Raw genomic sequence first — 22,764 nt, forward strand, 5'->3', positions numbered from 1 at the left:
TTTTATTGGCTTTGTTAAAAGATAAAAAAGAGTAACTTTCTTGCACTTGTCATTTAAGGGTTTGTATATTCCATAAGTTGCGACTTTCAGAAGTGCCCTTTTCTCCTTAATCTTTATTTATAGAAGGGCACGGATGACGGAGCGCGATGGAATATACAACCTTTTTTTATGAAAGTCGAAGAAAGTTATTGTGTTTTGAAAGCTAGGGGAGTAAAAAACGTTAAATTGTTATATAATGAGAAATAATAAATGCACTTTTCTTCTTTAAGGAAGGAGTATATAAATTGAACAATGAAGTGGATACTATCATCTTTGATTTTGATGGAACATTATTTCAGACAGAAAAATTAGTGATTCCATCATTTGAGAAAACCTTTGCAAGATTGCAAGCTGAAGGGTATTACATAGGGAAAAAATTTAGTGAAGAGGAATTATTATCTGTTATAGGAAAGACATTAGAAGATATATGGCAAACATTATTACCTCATCTTTCCTTAGAAGCACATAAAAAAGCAAATGATTATATGCTCCATTATGAGATTGAGGGAGTAAGCGAAGGATACGGAGCTTTATACCCTCAAGTCATTGAGACTTTATTACAATTAAAAAATCAAGGTTATCGGTTGTTTGTTGCCAGTAATGGGCTAGAAACATATATTAAAGAACTTGCAAAAGCTTTTCGTATTGATCATTATTTTGAAGCAATGTATAGTGCTGGCGAATTTGAAACAAAGAGCAAAAATGATTTAGTAAAAAAACTGGTTCAAGATTATTCGATTGAAAATGGAGTAATGGTAGGAGATCGACAATCTGATGTTGAAGCAGGTAAAACGAATAAGCTTTTTGTGATTGGATGTGATTTTGGCTTTTCATCTAAGGATGAATTAAAAAATGCAGATGTGGTCATTCAATCCTTTGATCAAATTTTGGCAGTGTTGAATGGCTAGAATCAATCAAACAAGTGAAGGGTGTAAAAGAAGTATATCTTGGTTAAAATACAGAGTAGTATTCTGCTCTGTTTTTTTTATATAACCAATGCTTAAAAGATGAAAAGTTCGAGTAACTTTTAGGGAATTGGCAAAATACAAAATAGATATTATAATATAAATAAAGGTCAAAGTTAGTCAAAGTCAATTTTATTTCGATTGGAGGATAGAATGAGGAATATATCTGACATCATTGAACAATTTTTAAAAACCGCTCTTGAATTTAGTGACGACGGGGTTATTGAAGTTCAAAGAAGTGAACTAGCAGAAAAATTCCAAGTTGTTCCCTCCCAAATTAACTATGTAATCAGTACCCGTTTTTCACTAGAAAAAGGATTTTCTGTTGAAAGTAAAAGAGGTGGTGGAGGTTACATTAGGATAAAAAAGTTAGAAATTGAATCAAACGATTCTTTTTATAAGGCTTTAAATGAATTGATAGGGTCAGAAATTGCTCAATCACAAGCGATTACTATAATAGAAAGATTAAAAGAAGAAAAGATTATTAATGAAAATGAGTATTCCATCATAAAATCAATTATTAGTAGAGAAGTACTAAGTTTACCATTACCAATACGTGATCAAATCCGTTCAAATATATTAAAGGCAACATTAAGGGTTATTTTTTCGAAATAGAAGGAGGGAAGTTGAATGCTTTGCGAAAATTGTGGGGAAAAACCAGCAACACTTCACTTTACCAAAATTATAAATGGACAAAAGAACGAAATGCATTTATGTGAGCAATGTGCAAAGGAAAAAGGAGAAATCATACCTACTGATACAAATGTTTTTTCATTTCCCCAGTTACTATCAGGATTATTAAATTTTGACCAAATGGTACATGGTCATTCTCCAAATACATCTATGGATCCTTTACGTTGTAAAAATTGCGGTTTAACTTTTAATCAATTCAAAAAAACGGGTAAGTTTGGATGTAGTGACTGTTACCAATATTTTGAGCCTCAATTGGAACCCATTTTTAGACGAATCCATGGCAATAGTCAGCATAGTGGCAAAGTTCCTACTCGTACAGGGGGAAAAATAAAATTAAAGAAGGAACTTCGAGAATTAAAGGATCAACTTCAAAAAAAGATAGCTTTAGAGGAATTTGAAGAAGCGGCAAAAATTAGGGATAAAATTAAAGAACTTGAGCTCAAACTTACGGAAAGACGGGGTTGAGGCGAAATGTCATTAGATCGATTTTTAAGAAATCCAATAAGTGAATGGATGAGTGGTGCTGGACCTGAATCAGATATTGTGATCAGTAGTCGATTACGTTTAGCAAGAAATTTAAGAAATCATCCTTTCCCTTTGTTAGAAACTGATTCTGAAGCGCGAGCAGTAGTTGATGAAATCAGTAGGGCTTTGAACCAAGAAGCAATAAAGAAAATTAGTAAATTTGAATTAATTGAAATAGAACATTTAAGTGAGCTACAAAGAAGGGTTCTGGTAGAAAAACATTTAATCAGTCCAAATCTAGCTCATGAATCCCGTAGAGGGGCTGTATCGCTAAGTGAAAATGAAGCAATTAGTATTATGATCAATGAGGAAGACCATCTTAGGATTCAATGTTTATATCCGGGATTTCAAATTTATGAGGCTTGGAAAATGGCAAATCAAATAGATGATTTATTAGAGCAAAAGCTTGAATATGCTTTTGATGAGAAAAGAGGTTACTTGACCAGTTGCCCAACAAATGTAGGTACAGGAATTAGAGCATCTGTTATGCTTCATTTGCCGGCATTGGTTATAACGGGACAAATCAACCGAATCATCTCTGCTATTACTCAAGTAGGATTAACCGTTAGAGGGATATATGGTGAGGGAAGTGAAGCACTAGGTAATCTATTTCAGATATCCAATCAGATTACCTTAGGACAAACGGAAGAGGATATTATTGATAATTTACAAGGGGTCGTTAACCAAATTATCGACCATGAAAGACAATTTAGAAAAAACTTGCTTCTGGAATCTAAAACAAAGTTAGAAGATAGGGTTGGAAGATCCTATGGTATTTTATCTTATGCAAAAATAATGGATTCTAAGGAAGCAATGCAACGATTGTCAGATGTAAGGCTAGGAATAGATTTGGCGATGATTAAAGGTGTTTCATCAACAATATTAAATGAATTGATGGTATTGACTCAACCAGGTTTTCTACAATTGGATGCCGGTAATGTCCTAACACCAGAGGAAAGAGATGTGCGTAGAGCTACAATCATTAGAGAAAGATTAACTAAAAGGTAAAAAGAAGGAGGAAAAAATCATGATGTTCGGACGCTTTACTGAAAGATCACAAAAGGTTTTAGCATTAGCTCAAGAAGAGGCAGTTAGACTTGGGCATTATAATATAGGAACTGAACATATTTTATTAGGGTTAGTTAAAGAGGGAGAAGGAATTGCGGCAAAAGCTTTGCAATCTTTAAATATCAGCTTAGAAAAAGTTCAAGCTGAAGTTGAGTCCTTAATAGGTAAAGGCCAAGGGAAACCTATGACCATTTCCTATACGCCTAGAGCAAAGAAAGTAATAGAGTTATCAATGGACGAAGCTAGGAAATTGGGACATACTTATGTGGGAACTGAGCATATCTTATTAGGGCTTATCCGTGAAGGAGAAGGCGTAGCAGCAAGGGTACTAAATAATTTAGGTGTTAGCTTAAATAAAGCTAGGCAACAAGTATTGCAATTACTTGGAAACACAGAGGCGGTTTCATCGCATCAGCCACATCACGCTAACCATAATACCCCAACTTTAGATTCTTTAGCGAGAGACCTTACTTTTATTGCGAAAAATGGTGAGTTAGACCCTGTGATTGGTAGAGAAAAGGAAATTGAACGTGTGATTCAAGTATTAAGTCGAAGAACAAAAAATAACCCAGTTCTGATTGGAGAACCTGGAGTTGGGAAAACAGCAATTGCAGAAGGGTTGGCTCAGAGAATCGTAAATAATGAGATTCCTGAAACATTAAGGGATAAAAGAGTGATGTCACTAGATATGGGGACTTTAGTAGCCGGAACAAAATATCGTGGTGAGTTTGAGGATCGGCTAAAAAAGGTAATGGAGGAAATTCGACAAGCCGGTAATATCATTCTATTTATCGATGAACTTCATACGCTAATAGGAGCTGGTGGAGCAGAAGGGGCTATTGATGCCTCAAATATTCTAAAACCTGCCTTAGCTAGAGGTGAGCTGCAAGCAATCGGTGCAACAACTTTGGATGAGTATCGTAAATATATTGAAAAAGACGCTGCGTTAGAGCGTCGTTTTCAACCCATTATGGTTGATCCACCAACTGTTGAAGAAACAATACAAATCTTAAAAGGATTAAGGGATCGCTATGAAGCACATCATCGGGTGAAAATTTCTGATGAAGCAATTGAACAAGCGGTGAAATTATCTGATCGATATATTACTGATCGTTTCTTACCAGACAAAGCAATTGATTTGATTGATGAAGCTGCTTCAAAAGTTCGCCTTCATAGCTATACAGTCCCACCAAATTTAAAAGAATTAGAGGAAAAATTAGCCGAAATCAAAAAGGAAAAGGATTCTGCTGTACAGAGTCAGGAATTTGAAAAGGCAGCTTCTTTAAGGGATAAAGAACAACAACTAAAAGAAGAATTAGAAGTAACAAAAAATAAATGGAAAGAACAGCAGGGACGTACAGACACAGAGGTCTCTATTGATGATATTTCTCATGTGGTTGCTAGCTGGACAGGGATTCCTGTAACAAAAATGGCTGAAGAAGAGACAGAACGATTATTAAAAATGGAATCGATATTACATGAAAGAGTTATCGGTCAAGAAGAAGCAGTTAAGGCAATTTCTAGAGCGATTCGAAGAGCAAGAGCAGGACTTAAAGATCCTAAAAGACCTATTGGTTCGTTTATTTTCCTTGGACCAACAGGGGTTGGAAAGACTGAATTAGCAAGAGCATTAGCTGAAGCGATGTTTGGCGATGAGAATGCAGTCATTCGTATTGATATGTCTGAATATATGGAAAAACATGCAACCTCTCGTTTAATTGGGGCACCTCCAGGATATGTTGGTTATGAAGAAGGTGGGCAATTAACTGAAAAGGTTAGAAGAAAGCCATACTCCGTGGTTTTACTTGATGAAATAGAAAAAGCTCATCCAGAAGTCTTTAATATTCTATTGCAAGTTTTAGAAGATGGCCGTTTAACAGATGGTAAAGGAAGAATGGTTGATTTTAAAAACACGGTAGTGATTATGACGTCCAATGTTGGCGCCGAGATGATTAAGAAAGACACTGGATTAGGATTTACAACGAGAACAGCAGAAGATGATTATAAAAATATGAAGAATCGAGTCATGAGTGAGTTAAAACGCAACTTTAGACCTGAGTTCTTGAACAGAATTGATGAAGTGATTGTTTTCCATGCACTTTCAAAAGAGGATATTAAGGAAATTGTTACTCTTATGGCCAATCAGTTGCGTGAAAGGTTAAAAGAACAAGGAATTGATTTTATACTAAATGAAGGAGCGAAAGAGTTCTTAGCAAAAGAAGGATATGATCCTAATTTTGGTGCTCGCCCTTTGCGTAGAGCCATTCAAAAGCATATTGAAGATAAACTTTCTGAGGAACTTTTAAAAGGAAATATTAAGAAAGGTGACGTTGTAACGATAGATGTTGAAAATGATACCTTAGTCGTTAAAAAGTAATTTTTTTAAAAGTGTTATGAGGACTCTATTTAAGGGGTCCTTTTCTCTTATCGTTGTAGTTCGTAATTAAATACGGTATGATATATAAATAGTAGATATAAAAATGGGGAAATTTAGATGAGTAAAATAAAAAGTAAATATATATGCCAAGAATGTGGATATGAAAGCCCAAAATGGATGGGAAAATGTCCAGGTTGTCATCAATGGAATACTATGGTAGAGGAAATAGAACAGAAAACATCTAGTCCAAATCGTTTACAAATTTCCTGGTCTTCCTCCCCACAATCAATATCTGGAATAAATGTTGAAGAAGAGCCCAGAATAAATACAAATATAGAAGAATTAAATCGTGTTTTAGGTGGAGGAATTGTACCAGGTTCCCTAATCTTGGTTGGTGGAGATCCTGGTATAGGAAAATCCACTTTATTGCTACAATCATCGCAAAGCATTGCTCGTTCAGGAAACCGTGTCTTGTATGTTTCGGGTGAAGAGTCAGTGAAACAGACGAAATTGCGAGCAGAACGTTTAGGGGTTCATGCAGAAGAGTTATGGGTATTAACTGAAAATCAATTAGAACAAATTGAAGCTCATATAGACAAGATCAATCCTATGATCGTTATTATTGATTCGATTCAAACAGTTTATCATCCACAGCTCACTTCAGCCCCAGGAAGCGTAGCACAAGTTCGTGAATCGACAGCACACCTAATGAGGATTGCCAAATCAAAAGGTATCGCCATTTTTATTGTTGGTCATGTCACAAAGCAAGGAGAAATTGCCGGACCCAGATTGTTAGAACATATGGTAGACACTGTTTTATATTTTGAAGGGGAAAGACATCATACCTATCGAATTCTAAGGGCAGTCAAAAATCGTTTCGGATCCACCAATGAAATGGGTATATTCGAAATGAAGGAGGAAGGTCTAATCGAGGTTAAAAATCCTTCCGAATTATTTTTATCTGAGCGTCCAATGGGAGTCGCAGGTTCTTCTGTTGTTGCTAGTATGGAAGGGACTAGACCTGTGCTAGTAGAGGTACAGGCTTTATTATCACCTACTAGCTTTGTAACTCCTAGAAGAATGGCTACTGGGGTCGACCAACAACGTGTGGCTTTAATTATGGCAGTTTTAGAAAAAAGGTTAGGTATGTTTTTGCAAAATCAGGATGCTTTTGTTAATATCGCTGGAGGGGTAAAAATAGGAGAGCCTGCCATTGATCTCTCAATAGCAGTAAGTATCGCTTCTAGCTTTAGGGACAGAGCGGTTCAGTCACATGACGTATATATAGGTGAAATTGGTTTAACTGGTGAGGTAAGAGGGGTATCAAGAATTGAGCAAAGAGTTCTTGAAGCTAAAAAATTAGGCTTTAATCGGATTATCATACCCTTTAATAATATAAAAGGCTGGAATATTCCTTCAAGGGTCGAAGTGCTTGGGGTTAAAACCATTGCGGAAGCTCTAGATATTGCTTTGGGAGGGTAAGGCATGACTAAAGAGATAAAAAGAGAAGAATTTATGAGCAGTGTTCTAAAATTAGTTGCACCTGGAACCCCCTTTAGAGAAGGGTTAGAAAATGTTCTTAGGGCAAAAACTGGCGGGTTGATTGTCGTTGGATATAGTAATGAAGTAATGGATATCGTAGATGGGGGATTTTCCATCAATTGTGACTTTACGCCTGCCCACCTATACGAATTGGCGAAAATGGATGGAGCGATTATTTTAAGTGATGATTTGAAAAGGATTTTATTTGCTAACACCCATTTAAATCCCGATACTGCTATTTCTTCAAGTGAAACAGGAATAAGGCATCGAACAGCGGAAAGGGTTGCAAAACAAACAGGCCATTTGGTCATTTCTATTTCACAAAGAAGAAATGTCATCACCTTATATCAAGGTAATTATCGTTATGCTTTAAAAGATATTGGTGTTATTTTAACGAAAGCAAATCAAGCGATACAAACACTAGAAAAATATAAATCTGTTTTGGATCAGGCTCTTACGAATTTATCAGCTATGGAATTCGAAGAATTAGTCACTTTAAATGATGTTGTATTGGTCATACAAAGAATTGAAATGGTTCAGCGAATAAAATCTGAAATTGAGCGATTTATCAATGAATTAGGAACAGAAGGTCGCTTGATTAGCATGCAACTTGAAGAATTGGTAGCAAATATTGAAAATGAAGCGTACCGTTTAATGAAAGACTACCATAAAGAGCAAAATGAAGAAGAAGTTAAACGTGTCTTAACTGAGTTAAAGAAATTAACTCCAGATGAATTATTGGAAAGCCAAAATATTGTTCGTTTACTTGGATATACAGGTAACATCAATATTCAAGAAGAACCTGTTTCTCCTAGAGGTTTCCGTATATTAAGTCGAATTCCAAAGTTGCCAAGTCCAATTATTAACAATTTAGTAGAGCAATTTTCTCAATTATCAAGAGTGATGATGGCAACAATTGAAGAATTAGATGATGTTGATGGAATTGGTGAGGTTCGAGCTAGGGCGATTAAAGAAGGACTCAAGCGAATCCAGGAACAAGTCTTCATTGATCGACATATTTAAACTCTATTGAGGTGAGATTGTGAAACATCATGCTTTGATTAAGGAAGGACTACCTACACTTGGTATTCTTTTGATCTTAACTGGCGTCTTATATGAAATCCAACCTTGGTTATCATTGATTGGGATTGGTCTTATCTTATTTGTTCTTTACTTTTTTAGGGATCCTAAGCGAGAATCACCTATCAATGATGAATTAGCCATCATGGCTCCTGCAGATGGGGTGATTACAGATATTCGTGAAATTGAAGAAACATCATTCATGAAGCAGAGGGCTATCTGCATAAGTATTTTTATGAGCCCATTAGATGTTCATATCAATCGTAGTCCAATTTCAGGTGAAGTTAAATTTATAGAGTACAAAAAAGGCAAATTTATCCCTGCCACAAGACCTGAAAGCCATGTAGTAAACGAAAAAAATTTTATAGGGATAGAAAATGAAAAAATGAAGGTACTCGTTGTTCAAATCGCTGGAATTATGGCAAGGCGAATTGTAAATTGGTCAAAATTAGGGCAAAAAATTAAAAAGGGTGATAAAATAGGAATGATTAAATTTAGTTCTGGAACACAACTTTATTTACCTGTTAAGACAGAACTCGTTGTAGAAAAGGGGGATAAAGTTTATTCTGGAAAAACGATGATCGGGAGGTATTTAGAATGATTAATCGCATACTTCCCAGTCTATTTACGGTTGGGAATTTATTTTTGGGAATCATTTCAATCATTTTAGCATTTCAGGGAGTACCGGAATATGCTGCAATCATGGTGATTATTGCCATGTTACTAGATGGTTTAGACGGTAGAATTGCTCGGGTTCTTAACACACAGAGTGAATTTGGAAAGGAACTGGATTCTCTTTCAGATGTTATTTCCTTTGGAGTTGCTCCAGCTTTTATCATGTATGTAGCTGTTATACATGATCAAGGCCCTTTAGGTTGGCTTGTGACAGCTATATTCCCAATTGCAGGTGCATTAAGACTTGCTCGCTTCAACGTTAAGGCTGGAATACCAGGCTATTTTATTGGTTTGCCAATTACCGCTGCTGGTGGAGTTTTGGCGACAATTACCCTATACCATGAGGTTTTTTCACCAGTCGTTTTATCTTTAACGATGATTTTTCTATCTTATTTAATGGTCAGTAATATTAAATATCCTAACTTTAAAAAAGTTGGAATTCCTAAAGCAGCTTATTGGATTACCCCTGTTATTATTCTTTTAGTTGTCATAATAGCGGTGAAGTATCCAACTGAATTCCCTAAAATTGTCTTTTTACCATTAGCTTTATATGCGATTTACGGGATTCGAAAAGGATTTTCCAAAAAAAAGATCATTTGACTGATGATGAGTTAGAATCTGAACTTAAATAGAGGAAAGAACCATTCATAAAAGACTTATTTTATATAGGTCTTTTTTCTTTTTTTTGAAACTATTTATGATTGTTGAACGTATAGAGTAGTATTTTAAAAAAATAAAGATTTTATGTTTGAACTATATTGACTTACAGCTACATGGTATGCTAATATAATAATTTTAAATTTGACACTATAATTAAAATGTGATAAAATGGAAACGTATTTCTAAGCCGGGGGTGACGAATATTGTTTAATGTTGGGGATAAAGTGGTGTATCCGATGCATGGCGCAGGTGTAATAGAATCTATTGAAGAGAAGGAAATTCTAGGTGAAAAAAAGAGATATTATATCATGCGTATCCCTATTGGTGATATGAAAGTGATGATTCCGATGAATAATGTTAGTGAAATCGGTCTTAGACAGGTAGTAGATGAAAAAGAAATCGATCACGTAATGGACATACTTAAAAACCACCAAAAAGATAATACGGCAAATTGGAATCGTCGCTACCGGGCAAACTTGGATAAAATGAAAAGTGGAGATATTTATGAAATAGCAGATGTTGTACGTAATTTAATGTTAAGAGATCAAGAAAAAGGATTATCCACTGGTGAAAAGAAAATGCTGGAAAATGCAAAACAAATTCTGATAAGTGAACTTGTGCTTGCAAAGGAACTAAAACAAGAAGAGGCATTTAAGTTATTAGAAAATATTATTTCTGAGAAAGACGCGTCTTTTTGACGCTTTTTTTCTACAATGGAACGTTAATATGATAAATAAAGTAATTTGAGGTTTGTTTTTCTTTGGAATGTTAATACTGGAAAAAGGAGGTGAAGAAATGTTGAAAAGAGCATTTCAAATATTTTTTATTTTTCTTGGAGGAACATTAGGTTTTCTTTACATGCCTGATTTGATACGTTTGCTCCGAAATGATTTATTTGGTTTAAATGAAGTCGTCTTATCAATCATAGGTATGGTTTTTGGTGCACTCATTTTATATTTATCAACAGCTTGGTTTATGGATACCATCATCGTATGGGTTCATAAAGGGGAGGAACTGATATTAAAGATTCCTATTATTGATTTTTTATTTGGTATGATTGGAATGATATTGGGGCTTATTGTTGCTGCTTTACTTTCCCAAGCGATTAATATTATCCCTATTGTTAATGTGGTTGTTCCTATTTTCCTTTCCGTTTTCTTAGGATATTTTGGATTTAGACTCGGATTTAAAAAACGAGATGAGATCGTTTCTATCCTTTCTTTAGGGAAACTAAACAAGGATAAAACTTATAAAAAAGAGCAAGTCCCAAAATACGAACACAAGATTCTGGATACAAGTGTTATTATCGATGGGAGAATAGCAGATATTTGTAAAACTGGTTTTATTGAAGGGATTCTAGTTATTCCTCATTTTGTACTAGAAGAGTTACAGCATATTGCGGATTCTTCCGATACTTTAAAACGAAATAGAGGGCGACGTGGTCTTGATATTTTAAATAAGATTCAAAAAGAATTAGATATTAATGTGGTTATTTACGAAGGAGATTTTGAGGAGATTCAAGAAGTAGACAGTAAACTTGTAAAATTAGCAAAGGTTCTAGAGGGAAAAGTAGTAACCAATGATTTTAATTTAAATAAAGTTTGCGAGCTACAAGGCGTACCTGTACTTAATATCAATGATTTATCTAATGCAGTGAAACCTGTGGTACTACCTGGCGAAGAATTGAATGTTCAAGTGATTAAGGATGGAAAGGAATATAACCAGGGTATTGCTTATCTTGATGACGGAACAATGATTGTGGTTGAAGGCGGAAGAGAATTTATTGGGCATCATATTGACGTTTTAGTCACAAGCGTTTTACAGACTTCAGCAGGTAGAATGATTTTTGCAAAACCCAAATTATTAGAAAAGGCGTTATAGGTGATTGGTACAATGAAATGTGGAGTGCTTATCCCAGCTGCTGGGCAAGGGAAAAGAATGGGGCTTGGTTTTAACAAACAATTCTTTCATTTGAATGGCAAACCTATTCTTATTCATACTTTAGAACGGTTTTATCATAAACCATGGATCGATGAAATTATACTTGTCGTTAATCCTAGTGAAAAAGAATTAGTTCAGCAATTATTACGGGAATATCATATTTCGGTAGATGCAATCGTAGATGGAGGAGCCGAAAGACAAGAAAGTATCGATCATGGCCTAGCATTTTTACACTCAGAATGGGTAATGGTACATGATGGTGCAAGACCATTCCTGAAGGAACAACATATAAAAAATCTAATAGATAAGCTTCAAATCTTTGATGCTGTTGTATTAGGTGTTCCCATCAAAGATACGGTAAAAGTGATTGACGAATCAGGTATCATTATCAATACGCCTGATCGTAAGAGCTTGTGGGCAATACAAACCCCACAAGCTTTTCGTCTGTCTATTTTAAAAGAAGCATATAAAAAAGCAAAAGCTGATCTTTTTATTGGTACAGATGACGCCTCTTTAGTCGAAAGACTTGGCGTGAAAGTACATGTTCTTGAAGGTGATTATCAGAACATTAAAATTACCACACCTGAAGATCTTTTGATTGCTAAAGCGATATCAGACCAATGGAGTGAAGAGAATTGATAAGAATTGGACAAGGCTTTGATGTTCATCAATTTGTGGGAAATAGGAAATTGATTATAGGTGGTGTACATATCCCTTATGACAAGGGTTTATTAGGTCATTCTGATGCTGATGTGCTGCTTCATGCATTAGCAGATGCTATATTAGGAGCATTAGCAAAAGGAGATATTGGGCGATGGTTTCCCGATCATGATCCAACGATTAAAGGGATTGATAGTAAAGAGATATTAAGAAAGGTTTGGCAGTACGCAACAGAAGAAGGCTTTACAATAGAAAATGCGGATATGACAATTATTGCGCAAAAACCTAAAATGGCAGAACATATCCCTAAAATGAAAGAAATTATTGCTACTATCTTAGAATGTGAAATAAACCAAATCAATATTAAAGCTACCACAACGGAAAAATTAGGATTTACAGGTAGGGAAGAAGGAATTGCTGCACAAGCAGTCGTTTTATTATCAAAATGGTGATTGGAAATAAAGATTATGCTATGATAAAACATGCATAAATAAATATGAAGGAAGGGATTCTTCATGTCAGATCAAGTAAGGGTAAGATTTGCACCAAGTCCAACAGGACATTTACATATAGGAAGTGCTCGTTCAGCTTTATTTAACTATCTATTAGCAAGAAGAAAAAATGGCCGATTTATTATCCGGATTGAAGATACCGATCAATCTCGAAATGTAGAGGGTGCAGAAGAAAAACTTTTGGCTAGTTTAAAATGGCTTGGATTAGATTGGGATGAATCAGTCGATATAGGTGGAGAGTATGGGCCTTATCGTTCAATGGATCGCTTAGATATATATCGTAACCATGTAGATTTATTATTAAAGCAAGGTCATGCATACCATTGCTATTGCACACCTGAGGAATTAGAAGTAGAAAGGCAAAGTTATATCGAAAAGGGAGAGACACCAAGATATTCAGGGAAGTGTAGACTATTAAGCCCTGAACAAAAAGAGACATATGAAAAAGAAGGAAGAAAGCCTAGTATTCGTTTTCACGTACCTGAAGACCAGATTTTAAAGGTAAATGATGCTGTACGTGGAGAAGTAGAGTTTGATTCGAATGGGATTGGTGATTTTGTTATTGTAAGGCCAGATGGAATTCCAACCTATAATTTTGCTGTAACCATAGATGATCACTTAATGAAGATCACCCATGTTATTCGTGGGGAAGAACATCTATCCAATACACCTAGACAATTAGTTATTTATCATGCCTTTGGTTGGGATATCCCACAATTTGCCCATGTTTCTCTTATCCTTAATCAAGACCGGCAAAAAATGAGTAAACGTGATGAATCGATTATTCAGTTTGTGGAACAGTATAAAACACTTGGTTTTTTACCTGAAGCGATTGTAAATTTTGTCGCATTACTTGGATGGAGTCCTGAAGGGGAAGAAGAAATCCTTTCAAAGGAAGAAATGATCGCACAATTTACATTAGAAAGGGTTTCCAAGAGTCCTGCAGTTTTTGATGTAAACAAATTATATTGGATGAATAATCACTATATTAAAATGGCATCATTAGAGCGAATATATGATTTGTGTCTTCCTCATTTACAACAGGCCGGATTACTTCCAGAGAAGTTAAATGAAGAGCAAGAACATTGGGTAAAAACCTTAGTTGGACTCTATCAGGAACAATTGAATTATGCGAAGGAAATCGTTGATTTATCTACGGTGTTCTTTGAAGAAGATGTTCAATATGGAACAGAAGAACAAGCTATACTTGCTGAGAGCCATATTCCGGTTGTAATGGAAGCATTTTATAAACAATTAGATGAATTGGCCGAATACCAACCAGAAACGATTCAAGCCGCATTAAAAAGCGTTCAAAAAGAAACAGGGTATAAAGGTAAACAATTATTTATGCCCATCCGAGTTGCTGCAACAGGATTAATGCATGGAAGAGATCTCCCTCAAACCTTATACTTATTAGGGAAAGAGAAAGTGTTGAAACGTATTAGTCGCTTCTTGACAATAAGGCATGAAAAATAGAGAATAAGAATAAAATAGGGTAGAAAACTATAGAATTGCGATGAGAAAGAGAGTAAATGATTAATTGTCTTAAGAGAAAACTTCCTAGGCTGAAAGAAGTTTGTCAATCAATCATTGAAATGCACTTTTGAGCATTGGGCTGAAATATAAGTAGGTTTCAACGGATCCCCCGTTATCGGAATAAAAGTGAGGATGTATTATTTATACATTCTAAACAGAGTGGAACCACGGATATACCGCCTCTGTGCCTAGGCATAGAGGCGGTTTTTTTTAAAAAAGCAGAGAAAGCATAACTTTCTTTCAATATCCATGGTACCCCGCAAAAGTAATAGGAATACTCTTCGATGGAGGTCGTCACATTTTTGACTATTTAGTTATAACGTGTGAGGTGAGAAGGTATGTGGGAGAGAATAAAGGAAGATGTCCAAAATATAAAGGAAAAGGATCCAGCTGCTGGGGGGTTCTGGGAGGTAATGCTCACTTATTCTGGGCTTCACGCCATATGGTATTACCGATTTGCCCATTATTTATGGAATCATCACTTCCGTTTATTGGCTAGAATCGTTTCAAATTTTGCCCGGTTTTTGACTGGGATTGAAATTCACCCAGCTGCCAAAATAGGAAGGAGATTATTTATTGATCATGGGTCAGGGGTCGTTATAGGTGAAACTTGTGAAGTCGGAGATGATGTGACAATCTATCAAGGGGTTACATTAGGTGGTACTGGAAAGGAAAAAGGGAAAAGGCATCCAACGATCGGCAATCATGTTTTAATTGCCTCAGGAGCCAAAATATTAGGGTCGATGAAAATAGGCGACTATTCAAAGATTGGGGCTGGCTCTGTCGTCTTACGTGAAGTTCCTCCTCATTCTACGGTTGTTGGCATCCCTGGTAGAATCGTGATCCAAAATGGGATGAGGATAAAAGATGAGCTAGACCAAGTTCATTTGCCTGACCCAATCGCAGATATGATCCGTTCGATGCAAACGCAAATTGATGAATTGAAAAGGGAACTTGATAAGCTTAAAGGTGGGAAATAAAATGATACAAATTTATAATACTTTGACTCGAAAAAAGGGTGTGTTTAAACCAATTCAAGAAGGGAAAGTCAGCATGTATGTATGCGGACCGACGGTTTATAACTTGATCCACTTAGGTAATGCTAGACCATTGATTGTATTTGATACAGTACGTCGTTATTTAGAGTATAAAGGTTATGAGGTAAACTATGTTCAAAATTTCACTGATATTGATGACAAAATTATCAATAAAGCGAATGAACTTAAAAAGGAAGTAAAAGAGATTTCTGAAGGTTTTATTCAAGAATTTTTAGTGGATGCCAAGGCATTAAATATCAGACAAGCGAATGTTAATCCTAAAGTAACAGAAAATATAGATGAAATTAAAAACTTTATACAGGAATTAGTCAATCAAAATGCGGCTTATGAAAAAGAAGGAGATGTCTACTTTAAAACGGAAGCATTTGAGGGATATGGTAAGTTATCTAATCAATCAGTAGATGATTTACTGGTTGGGGCTAGAATTGAAATTGAAGAGAAAAAAATGAATCCCTTAGACTTTGCCTTATGGAAGTCTGCTAAACCAGGAGAAACGTCATGGCAAAGTCCATGGGGGAAAGGAAGACCTGGATGGCATATTGAATGCTCTGCTATGGTTAAAAAGTATTTGGGTGAAACCATTGATATTCATGCAGGTGGAGCAGATTTAATCTTTCCTCACCATGAAAATGAAATCGCTCAATCAGAAATGTTAACCCATAAGCCATTAGCAAACTATTGGATGCATAATGGTTATATTAATATTAATAATGAAAAAATGTCAAAGTCACTTGGTAATATTTTGACCGTTCGTGAATTAATCGAACAATATGAACCAATGGTATTAAGGTTCTTAATCTTAAGCGTTCATTATAGGCACCCCATTTCCTTTTCGGAGGATTTACTTATTCAAGCTAAAAATAGTGTGGATAGAATTAAGATATCTATAGATAATTTACTACATCGTCTAGAAATAGAAGAAAACGATCATTTATTAGAAAAAGAGATGAAACAGGTTGTTGAGGAATTAAAAGTGAGATTTGAAAAAGAAATGGATGACGATTTTAATACAGCAAATGCCATTACTGTCTTATTTGATTTAATGAAACAAATAAACATTTATATTCAACAAGAAAAAGTAAGCAAACAAACCATGATAGTAATGCTAGACATCATGAAAACTTGGTTAAACATTCTTGGTTTAGAGCCGTTACTTGTAGAGGGAACAAAAAGTAGCAGTGAGGATTGGATCGAAGAATTGATCGAGGAAAGAAATATAGCTAGGAAGAATAAAAACTGGCAAAGAGCTGATGAGATAAGAAATCAATTATTTGAAAAGGGTATTCTTTTAGAAGATACTCCTCAAGGAGTAAGATGGAAAAGAAAATGATTATGAAGATAGATCGGATGAAGCCACTTAATCCTAAAGAAATGAATGCTTTAACCTTAGCTTATATAGGTGATGCGGTCTATGAACTGTACATTAGAGAATTTATTCTCTCTAAAGGAGGAAAACCTAATGTACTGCATAAGCAAGTTATTTCCTATGTATCAGCAAAAGCCCAATCAAGGGTTCTTCATTATATTATGCCATTATTAACCGAGGAAGAAGCAGATATCGTTAAGCGTGGCCGTAATACAAAATCATCTACAGTTCCTAAAAATGCAAATGTCATTGAATATCGACATAGTACTGCTTTTGAAGCACTAATTGGATTTCTATATTTATCTCATCAAATAGACCGCCTAGAACAAATTGTTTTTGAAGCGATCCAATATAATGACAAAAGACAAGATGGTGAAGAAAATGGACAAAAATGATAATCTTTTTATTATGGGAAAAAATCCGGTCATTGAAGCATTACAATCAGAGCGTTCCATCAACAAAATCTATATCGCTGAAGGGACTCAAAAAGCAGCGATGAACAAAGTGTTAGTCATGGCAAAGGAACGAGGTATTATCACACAATTTGTTCCTAGGAGAAAATTGGATCAAATGGCGGAAACAACCGATCATCAAGGGGTTATAGCCTCTATTGCAGCTTATCGATATGAAGATTTTCGAAATCTACTGCAAAAGGTTAAAGAAACCAATGGAATCCCTTTTTTTGTTATGCTAGATGAGATCGAGGATCCTCATAATTTAGGCTCAATCCTAAGGACAGCGGATGTAGTAGGAGTAAATGGGATCATCATTCCCAAAAGAAGGTCTGTTGGTTTAACTGCAACAGTGGCTAAAACCTCAGCAGGTGCAATCGAATATGTGCCTGTAACAAGGGTAACCAATTTAGCGCAAACCCTTGATCAATTAAAAGAAGAGGGTTTTTGGGTGGTTGGTACAGATGCATCAGCAAAACAATCTTTCACCGAAGTGGATTATCAGATTCCTATTGTGTTAGTCATTGGTAGTGAAGGTAAGGGGATGTCCCGGCTCATTAAAGAAAAGTGCGATTTTGTCGTAAAATTGCCTATGAAAGGACATGTTAACTCTTTAAATGCTTCTGTTGCTGCGGCCATTATGATGTTTGAAGTGTACCGAAATCGAGGTTTCTAACTTCTGGGGGAAATTTCATGGAAGAAATTCTGATCATCGACGGATACAATATCATAGGAGCTTGGCCAAATTTAAGGGAATTAAAAGATCAAGGGCAATTAGAAGAAGCTAGGGATGAACTGTTAAATTGGTTAACAGAATATCAAGCTTATACTGGCAGAAAGATAATTGTTGTTTTTGACGCACATCAAGTTCCTGGGGAAGGGAAAAAGTACCAATATAAAAGGATTACGATCTACTATACCAAAGAGAATGAAACAGCTGATGAATTAATAGAAAAGTTGGTTAAAAAGTTGGATCACCGAAGAAGGCAGATTTATGTTGCTACCTCTGACTATACAGAACAAAGAGTTATTTTTGGACAAGGAGCCTTAAGAATCTCTGCTAGAGAGTTAAGGATTGAAAAAGAATCAATGATGGACTCAGTAAAAAGAAATGTTGAAAAACAAAATAAAGAATTAAAACGTAATATTTTTTCATCGCTTAATGATGAAATGATGAAAATTTTAGAAAATTGGCGTAGGGAAAAATAGGGTTTTATTGACGATTCTAGATTACATAATATATAATGTGGTATACGATTATAAATTGTACGACCGAACAGTAGAATAATCGGAGGGATCGCGGTGAGTGTCAACCTCGAGGAGAAGAAGCTATTAGCTCGATATGAGCATATAGTAGATGAAGATTTAGTGGATTATATCCATGCTGGAGACCACGATGCGCTTGAGTATCTTATACATAAGTATAAGCATTTTGTGCGAGCAAAAGCGCGATCTTATTTCCTTATTGGTGCTGATCGGGAGGATATTGTTCAAGAAGGAATGATTGGTTTATATAAATCGATAAGAGATTATCGAGGAGACAAACTCACATCTTTCAAGGCATTTGCCGAATTGTGTGTAACCAGACAAATTATTACCGCAATTAAAACAGCTACAAGACAAAAACATATTCCCCTCAATTCATATATTTCGTTGGACAAGCCAATTTACGACGAAGATTCTGATCGCACATTACTCGATGTGATTTGTACTAACAGATTGATGGATCCGGAAGCATTAGTCATTAATCAAGAAGAATTTGATGATATTGAAGAAAAATTAGGAGAAATTCTAAGCGATTTGGAACGTCAAGTCTTAAGATTATATTTAGATGGCCGTTCTTATCAGGAAATTGCTGAAGACCTTAATCGACATGTTAAATCGATTGATAATGCATTGCAAAGGGTTAAAAGAAAATTAGAGCGTTATCTTGAAGGAAGAAATGAAATTCATATCTAATTTTTTAATCAGAAGGGCTTCAGATAAGCCCTTTTTCTATATAGAGAGCTAATTGCGATAGTATAAAAAATCTTGACATCAAAATTCGATTGTGATAAAGTATTTAAGGTAACCATGCAAATACACATTTATGATGTGCAAATGATGCCGTTAAGGATTATTTAATATGGTGACTGAAAGATCGAACGTGGGAGGTGTACAACCATGCGGGTTATAGTAACATTAGCTTGCACCGAATGCAAACAACGCAACTATACCACAAATAAGAATAAGCGAAACAATCCTGACCGCATTGAAATGAAGAAGTATTGCAAGTTCTGTAATGATCATACATTACATCGCGAAACTCGATAATGGGGGTGCGGTTATGGGATTTCTCAACAAAATCAAAAACGGATTTACTTCAACAATAGATTTTATTCGTGACGGGATACGTGAGCTTAAAAAAGTTCGCTGGCCTAATCGAAAAGAGTTGGTTAGTTACACGACGATTGTGGTTTCTACTGTCGTTTTCGTAACAGTCTTCTTTTTTGTGGTTGACTTAGGGATTTCTTCATTGTTGCAACTAATAGGTTTAGGAAAGTAATTGCCTGAAAAGGGAGGGTATGGACAAGCGTCCAATCGTAGTATGGAAAAAAGATGGTATGTCCTTCATACTTATTCAGGGTATGAAAATAAGGTAAAAACCAATTTAGAAAAACGGGTTGAATCCATGGGCATGGAAGATAAGATTTTTAGAGTTCTTGTTCCAATGGAAGAGGAAATTGAAAACAAGGACGGAAAAAAGAAATCTATCATGAAAAAAGTCTTTCCAGGTTATGTTTTAGTAGAAATGATTATGACAGATGATTCGTGGTATGTCGTTCGTAACACACCTGGTGTTACAGGTTTTGTGGGTTCATCTGGCGCTGGTTCTAAACCAACCCCCCTATTGGACGAGGAAGCCAAAGCGATTCTTAAACAAATGGGAATGGAAGAGGCTCGTCCTAAAGTAGACTTTGTATTAAAAGAAAACGTAAAAGTCATTGAAGGGCCATTTCAAAACTTTGTTGGTCATATTGAAGAAATCAATGCAGAGAAACATAAAGTTAAAGTGTTAGTTAACATGTTTGGTAGAGAAACTCCTGTTGAATTAGATTTTACACAAATTGAAAAAATTTAATCGAACTACAACGCATTACGAATTTAGGAGGTGTGTCGTATGGCGAAAAAAGTAATCAAAGTTGTTAAACTTCAAATTCCTGCTGGAAAAGCAAACCCAGCACCACCAGTTGGTCCTGCGCTTGGTCAAGCAGGTGTAAATATTATGGGATTCTGTAAAGAATTTAATGCTCGTACAGCAGATCAAGCAGGATTGATTATTCCTGTTGAGATTTCTGTGTTTGAGGATCGTTCTTTTACATTTATTACAAAAACCCCACCTGCTGCAGTATTACTTAAAAAAGCTGCTGGAATAGAAAGTGGTTCTGGTGAACCAAATAGGAAAAAAGTTGCTACAGTAAAACGCGATAAAGTACGTCAAATTGCTGAGCAAAAAATGCCTGATTTAAATGCAGCTAGTGTAGAAGCAGCTATGCGAATGGTAGAAGGTACAGCGCGTAGCATGGGAATCGTAATTGAAGACTAATGCTAATGAGATGGCTTGGACGGGGTTGGTTTAATGTAGCCAACCCTAAATCGTGGGAGGTATAACCGCATAACCACAAAGGAGGAAAGAAAAATGGCTAAATTTGGTAAAAAATATTTAGAGGCTTTAAAACAAGTAGATAAGGCAAAAACATATGATCCTGCAGAGGCTGTTGCACTTGTGAAAAAAGTAGCACCAGCTAAGTTTGATGAAACAGTAGAAGTTGCTGTTCGTTTAGGAGTTGACCCCAAAAAGGCAGATCAACAAATTCGTGGCGCAGTTGTATTACCACACGGAACTGGTAAGACACAACGCGTATTGGTATTTGCTAAAGGGGAAAAGGCAAAAGAAGCCGAAATGGCTGGGGCAGATTATGTTGGTGATGAAGATTACATCAATAAAATCCAACAAGGTTGGTTTGAATTTGATGTTGTTGTTGCAACACCGGACATGATGGGAGCAGTAGGTAAACTTGGTCGTGTCCTAGGTCCAAAAGGATTAATGCCAAACCCTAAAACTGGTACAGTTACTTTTGATGTTGCTAAAGCAGTAAATGAAATTAAAGCTGGTAAGATTGAATATCGTGTAGATAAAGCAGGAAATATCCATGCTCCTATTGGTAAGGTCTCTTTTGATGATCAAAAGCTTATTGAGAACTTACAAACGATTATTGATACTTTAATTAAAGTAAAACCAGCAGCTGCTAAAGGACAATATGTACGTAATGTGACAGTAAGCTCAACAATGGGACCAGGTGTCAAAATCAATTTATCTAAAGTTGTAAAATAAAGGATTTTGACTTATAACCTTTGTTGTGCTACTATATAAAACTGTAAGTAACTAAATAATCATTTTACCGTAGACAGTAGGTGCATAAAGCTTAATATCCTACCGAGGTTCTAATATATTCTTCGGGATTATTATGCCTTTGCTGTTTGCGAAGGCATTTTTTAATGGTTGTTCTACGGGAATTATGTGATGCAGGAGGTGTAAAGATGAGTGTTCGTGAAGAAAAAATGCAATTAGTTGCAGAAATTGCTCAAAAACTACGTGATAGCAAAACAACAATCATTACAGATTATCGTGGTCTAAATGTTGCTGAAGTAACAGAACTTCGTAAAGCCCTTCGTGAAGCCGGTGTGGAATACAAAGTACTTAAAAACACCATGGTTCGCCGTGCGACAGCTGAAGTTGAACTTACAGAGATTGATCAATTTTTAACTGGCCCTACAGCCATCGCATTTAGTTTTGATGATGTTGTTGCTCCAGCAAAAGTACTTTCTGATTTTGCTAAAAAACACGAAGCATTAGAGATTAAAGCTGGGGTACTAGAAGGCAAACTTGTTAGTGTCGATGAAGTAAAAGCTTTAGCTTCATTGCCATCACGCGAAGGATTACTTTCTATGTTGCTTAGTGTATTACAAGCTCCAATGCGTAATATGGCACTTGCTGTTAAAGCAGTTGCAGAAAAAAATGCCGGACAAGAGGCTTAATACCTGTTATACAAAATTATAATTCGATAAAATAGGAGGAAAATAAAAATGAGTAAAGAGCAAATTATTGAAGCGATTAAAAATATGTCTGTTCTTGAATTAAATGATTTAGTAAAAGCAATTGAAGAAGAATTTGGTGTTACTGCAGCGGCTCCTGTAGCTGTTGTTGGTGGCGCAGCTGCAGGCGCTGAAGCAGCTGAAGAACAAACTGAATTTGATGTTATCTTAGCAAGTGCTGGTGCTTCAAAGATCAACGTAATTAAAGTTGTTCGCGAAATCACTGGTTTAGGCTTAAAAGAAGCAAAAGAGCTTGTTGATAATGCTCCAAAACCATTAAAAGAGAAAGTTTCCAAAGAAGAAGCAGATTCTATTAAAGCTAAATTAGAAGAAGCTGGAGCATCTGTTGAAGTTAAATAATCTTGATTAATGTATAACCCGCTGATTGCTCAGCGGGTTTTTTAACTTCCCTCCGAAAGAAGTCTCCCACTTCTAAACGTGAAGGTGTGCCAGCACCAGTGAAAGTGAGAGATGAATTT

Annotated in this window: 27 protein-coding genes and 2 other annotated features; all 27 genes read left to right on the forward strand. The window is 35.7% G+C overall.

Features of this window, described 5'->3' with window-relative positions:
* Positions 1-284: 284 nt before the first annotated feature.
* The 27 genes from U473_RS13115 (at position 285) to rplL (ending at position 22,645) form a co-directional block, all read left to right on the forward strand.
* A complete protein-coding gene (locus U473_RS13115; RefSeq protein ID WP_068727129.1) occupies positions 285-947 on the forward strand; it encodes an HAD family hydrolase in 663 nt (220 codons plus the stop codon).
* A 210-nt stretch (positions 948-1,157) separates the two neighbouring features.
* A complete protein-coding gene (locus U473_RS13120; RefSeq protein ID WP_068727131.1) occupies positions 1,158-1,619 on the forward strand; it encodes a CtsR family transcriptional regulator in 462 nt (153 codons plus the stop codon).
* Positions 1,620-1,634: 15 nt separating this feature from the next.
* A complete protein-coding gene (locus U473_RS13125) occupies positions 1,635-2,162 on the forward strand; it encodes a UvrB/UvrC motif-containing protein (RefSeq protein WP_068727133.1) in 528 nt (175 codons plus the stop codon).
* A 6-nt stretch (positions 2,163-2,168) separates the two neighbouring features.
* A complete protein-coding gene (locus U473_RS13130) occupies positions 2,169-3,230 on the forward strand; it encodes a protein arginine kinase (protein ID WP_068727135.1) in 1,062 nt (353 codons plus the stop codon).
* A gap of 19 nt (positions 3,231-3,249) precedes the next feature.
* Positions 3,250-5,667 (forward strand): ATP-dependent Clp protease ATP-binding subunit, encoded by a 2,418-nt coding sequence (locus U473_RS13135; RefSeq protein ID WP_068727137.1) that lies wholly within the window; start codon positions 3,250-3,252, stop codon positions 5,665-5,667.
* A gap of 117 nt (positions 5,668-5,784) precedes the next feature.
* A complete protein-coding gene (gene radA / locus U473_RS13140; protein WP_068727139.1) occupies positions 5,785-7,149 on the forward strand; it encodes a DNA repair protein RadA in 1,365 nt (454 codons plus the stop codon).
* Between the two features lie 3 nt (positions 7,150-7,152).
* A complete protein-coding gene (disA, locus tag U473_RS13145; protein WP_068727141.1) occupies positions 7,153-8,232 on the forward strand; it encodes a DNA integrity scanning diadenylate cyclase DisA in 1,080 nt (359 codons plus the stop codon).
* 19 nt (positions 8,233-8,251) lie between these two features.
* Positions 8,252-8,890, forward strand: coding sequence for a phosphatidylserine decarboxylase family protein (locus U473_RS13150; RefSeq protein WP_201024195.1), 639 nt, complete (start codon positions 8,252-8,254; stop codon positions 8,888-8,890).
* On the forward strand, positions 8,887-9,564 hold the full coding sequence (gene pssA, locus U473_RS13155) for a CDP-diacylglycerol--serine O-phosphatidyltransferase (RefSeq protein WP_068727147.1): 678 nt from the start codon (positions 8,887-8,889) through the stop codon (positions 9,562-9,564). Before U473_RS13150 ends, pssA begins: the two co-directional genes overlap by 4 nt.
* A 263-nt stretch (positions 9,565-9,827) precedes the next feature.
* Entirely contained in the window at positions 9,828-10,322 is a 495-nt protein-coding gene (locus U473_RS13160; RefSeq protein WP_068727149.1) for a CarD family transcriptional regulator, read from the forward strand.
* Positions 10,323-10,419: 97 nt separating this feature from the next.
* Entirely contained in the window at positions 10,420-11,505 is a 1,086-nt protein-coding gene (locus U473_RS13165) for a PIN/TRAM domain-containing protein (RefSeq protein WP_068727152.1), read from the forward strand.
* 12 nt (positions 11,506-11,517) lie between these two features.
* Complete coding sequence (gene ispD / locus U473_RS13170; RefSeq protein ID WP_068727155.1) at positions 11,518-12,204, forward strand: 2-C-methyl-D-erythritol 4-phosphate cytidylyltransferase; 687 nt, start codon at positions 11,518-11,520, stop codon at positions 12,202-12,204.
* On the forward strand, positions 12,201-12,677 hold the full coding sequence (gene ispF / locus U473_RS13175) for a 2-C-methyl-D-erythritol 2,4-cyclodiphosphate synthase (protein WP_068727157.1): 477 nt from the start codon (positions 12,201-12,203) through the stop codon (positions 12,675-12,677). Before ispD ends, ispF begins: the two co-directional genes overlap by 4 nt.
* A 63-nt stretch (positions 12,678-12,740) precedes the next feature.
* Entirely contained in the window at positions 12,741-14,213 is a 1,473-nt protein-coding gene (gene gltX, locus U473_RS13180) for a glutamate--tRNA ligase (RefSeq protein WP_068727159.1), read from the forward strand.
* A gap of 31 nt (positions 14,214-14,244) precedes the next feature.
* Positions 14,245-14,460 (forward strand) — a binding site (T-box leader).
* 151 nt (positions 14,461-14,611) lie between these two features.
* Positions 14,612-15,253, forward strand: a complete 642-nt coding sequence (gene cysE / locus U473_RS13185) for a serine O-acetyltransferase (protein ID WP_068727161.1) — start codon at positions 14,612-14,614, stop codon at positions 15,251-15,253.
* A 1-nt stretch (position 15,254) separates the two neighbouring features.
* Positions 15,255-16,661 (forward strand): cysteine--tRNA ligase, encoded by a 1,407-nt coding sequence (gene cysS, locus U473_RS13190; RefSeq protein ID WP_068727163.1) that lies wholly within the window; start codon positions 15,255-15,257, stop codon positions 16,659-16,661.
* Entirely contained in the window at positions 16,646-17,092 is a 447-nt protein-coding gene (locus U473_RS13195) for a Mini-ribonuclease 3 (protein WP_153012056.1), read from the forward strand. The genes cysS and U473_RS13195 overlap by 16 nt, the downstream gene beginning before the upstream one ends.
* On the forward strand, positions 17,079-17,825 hold the full coding sequence (rlmB, locus tag U473_RS13200) for a 23S rRNA (guanosine(2251)-2'-O)-methyltransferase RlmB (RefSeq protein WP_068727166.1): 747 nt from the start codon (positions 17,079-17,081) through the stop codon (positions 17,823-17,825). Before U473_RS13195 ends, rlmB begins: the two co-directional genes overlap by 14 nt.
* 17 nt (positions 17,826-17,842) lie before the next feature.
* Positions 17,843-18,358, forward strand: coding sequence for an NYN domain-containing protein (locus U473_RS13205; RefSeq protein ID WP_068727168.1), 516 nt, complete (start codon positions 17,843-17,845; stop codon positions 18,356-18,358).
* A 93-nt stretch (positions 18,359-18,451) separates the two neighbouring features.
* On the forward strand, positions 18,452-19,108 hold the full coding sequence (gene sigH / locus U473_RS13210) for an RNA polymerase sporulation sigma factor SigH (protein WP_068727170.1): 657 nt from the start codon (positions 18,452-18,454) through the stop codon (positions 19,106-19,108).
* Positions 19,109-19,312: 204 nt separating this feature from the next.
* On the forward strand, positions 19,313-19,462 hold the full coding sequence (gene rpmG, locus U473_RS14405) for a 50S ribosomal protein L33 (RefSeq protein WP_082732547.1): 150 nt from the start codon (positions 19,313-19,315) through the stop codon (positions 19,460-19,462).
* Between the two features lie 13 nt (positions 19,463-19,475).
* Positions 19,476-19,694, forward strand: a complete 219-nt coding sequence (secE, locus tag U473_RS13215; protein ID WP_068727173.1) for a preprotein translocase subunit SecE — start codon at positions 19,476-19,478, stop codon at positions 19,692-19,694.
* 42 nt (positions 19,695-19,736) lie between these two features.
* A complete protein-coding gene (gene nusG / locus U473_RS13220) occupies positions 19,737-20,270 on the forward strand; it encodes a transcription termination/antitermination protein NusG (protein ID WP_068727712.1) in 534 nt (177 codons plus the stop codon).
* A gap of 39 nt (positions 20,271-20,309) precedes the next feature.
* Positions 20,310-20,735, forward strand: a complete 426-nt coding sequence (gene rplK, locus U473_RS13225) for a 50S ribosomal protein L11 (protein ID WP_068727175.1) — start codon at positions 20,310-20,312, stop codon at positions 20,733-20,735.
* 93 nt (positions 20,736-20,828) lie between these two features.
* Entirely contained in the window at positions 20,829-21,524 is a 696-nt protein-coding gene (gene rplA / locus U473_RS13230) for a 50S ribosomal protein L1 (RefSeq protein ID WP_068727177.1), read from the forward strand.
* 49 nt (positions 21,525-21,573) lie between these two features.
* Positions 21,574-21,697, forward strand: a sequence feature (ribosomal protein L10 leader region).
* Positions 21,698-21,730: 33 nt separating this feature from the next.
* Complete coding sequence (rplJ, locus tag U473_RS13235) at positions 21,731-22,228, forward strand: 50S ribosomal protein L10 (RefSeq protein ID WP_068727179.1); 498 nt, start codon at positions 21,731-21,733, stop codon at positions 22,226-22,228.
* A gap of 48 nt (positions 22,229-22,276) precedes the next feature.
* Complete coding sequence (gene rplL, locus U473_RS13240) at positions 22,277-22,645, forward strand: 50S ribosomal protein L7/L12 (protein WP_068727181.1); 369 nt, start codon at positions 22,277-22,279, stop codon at positions 22,643-22,645.
* The last annotated feature ends 119 nt before the right edge of the window (positions 22,646-22,764 follow it).

Source organism: Tepidibacillus decaturensis (assembly GCF_001561915.1).
GTDB classification, from domain to species: domain Bacteria; phylum Bacillota; class Bacilli; order Tepidibacillales; family Tepidibacillaceae; genus Tepidibacillus_B; species Tepidibacillus_B infernus.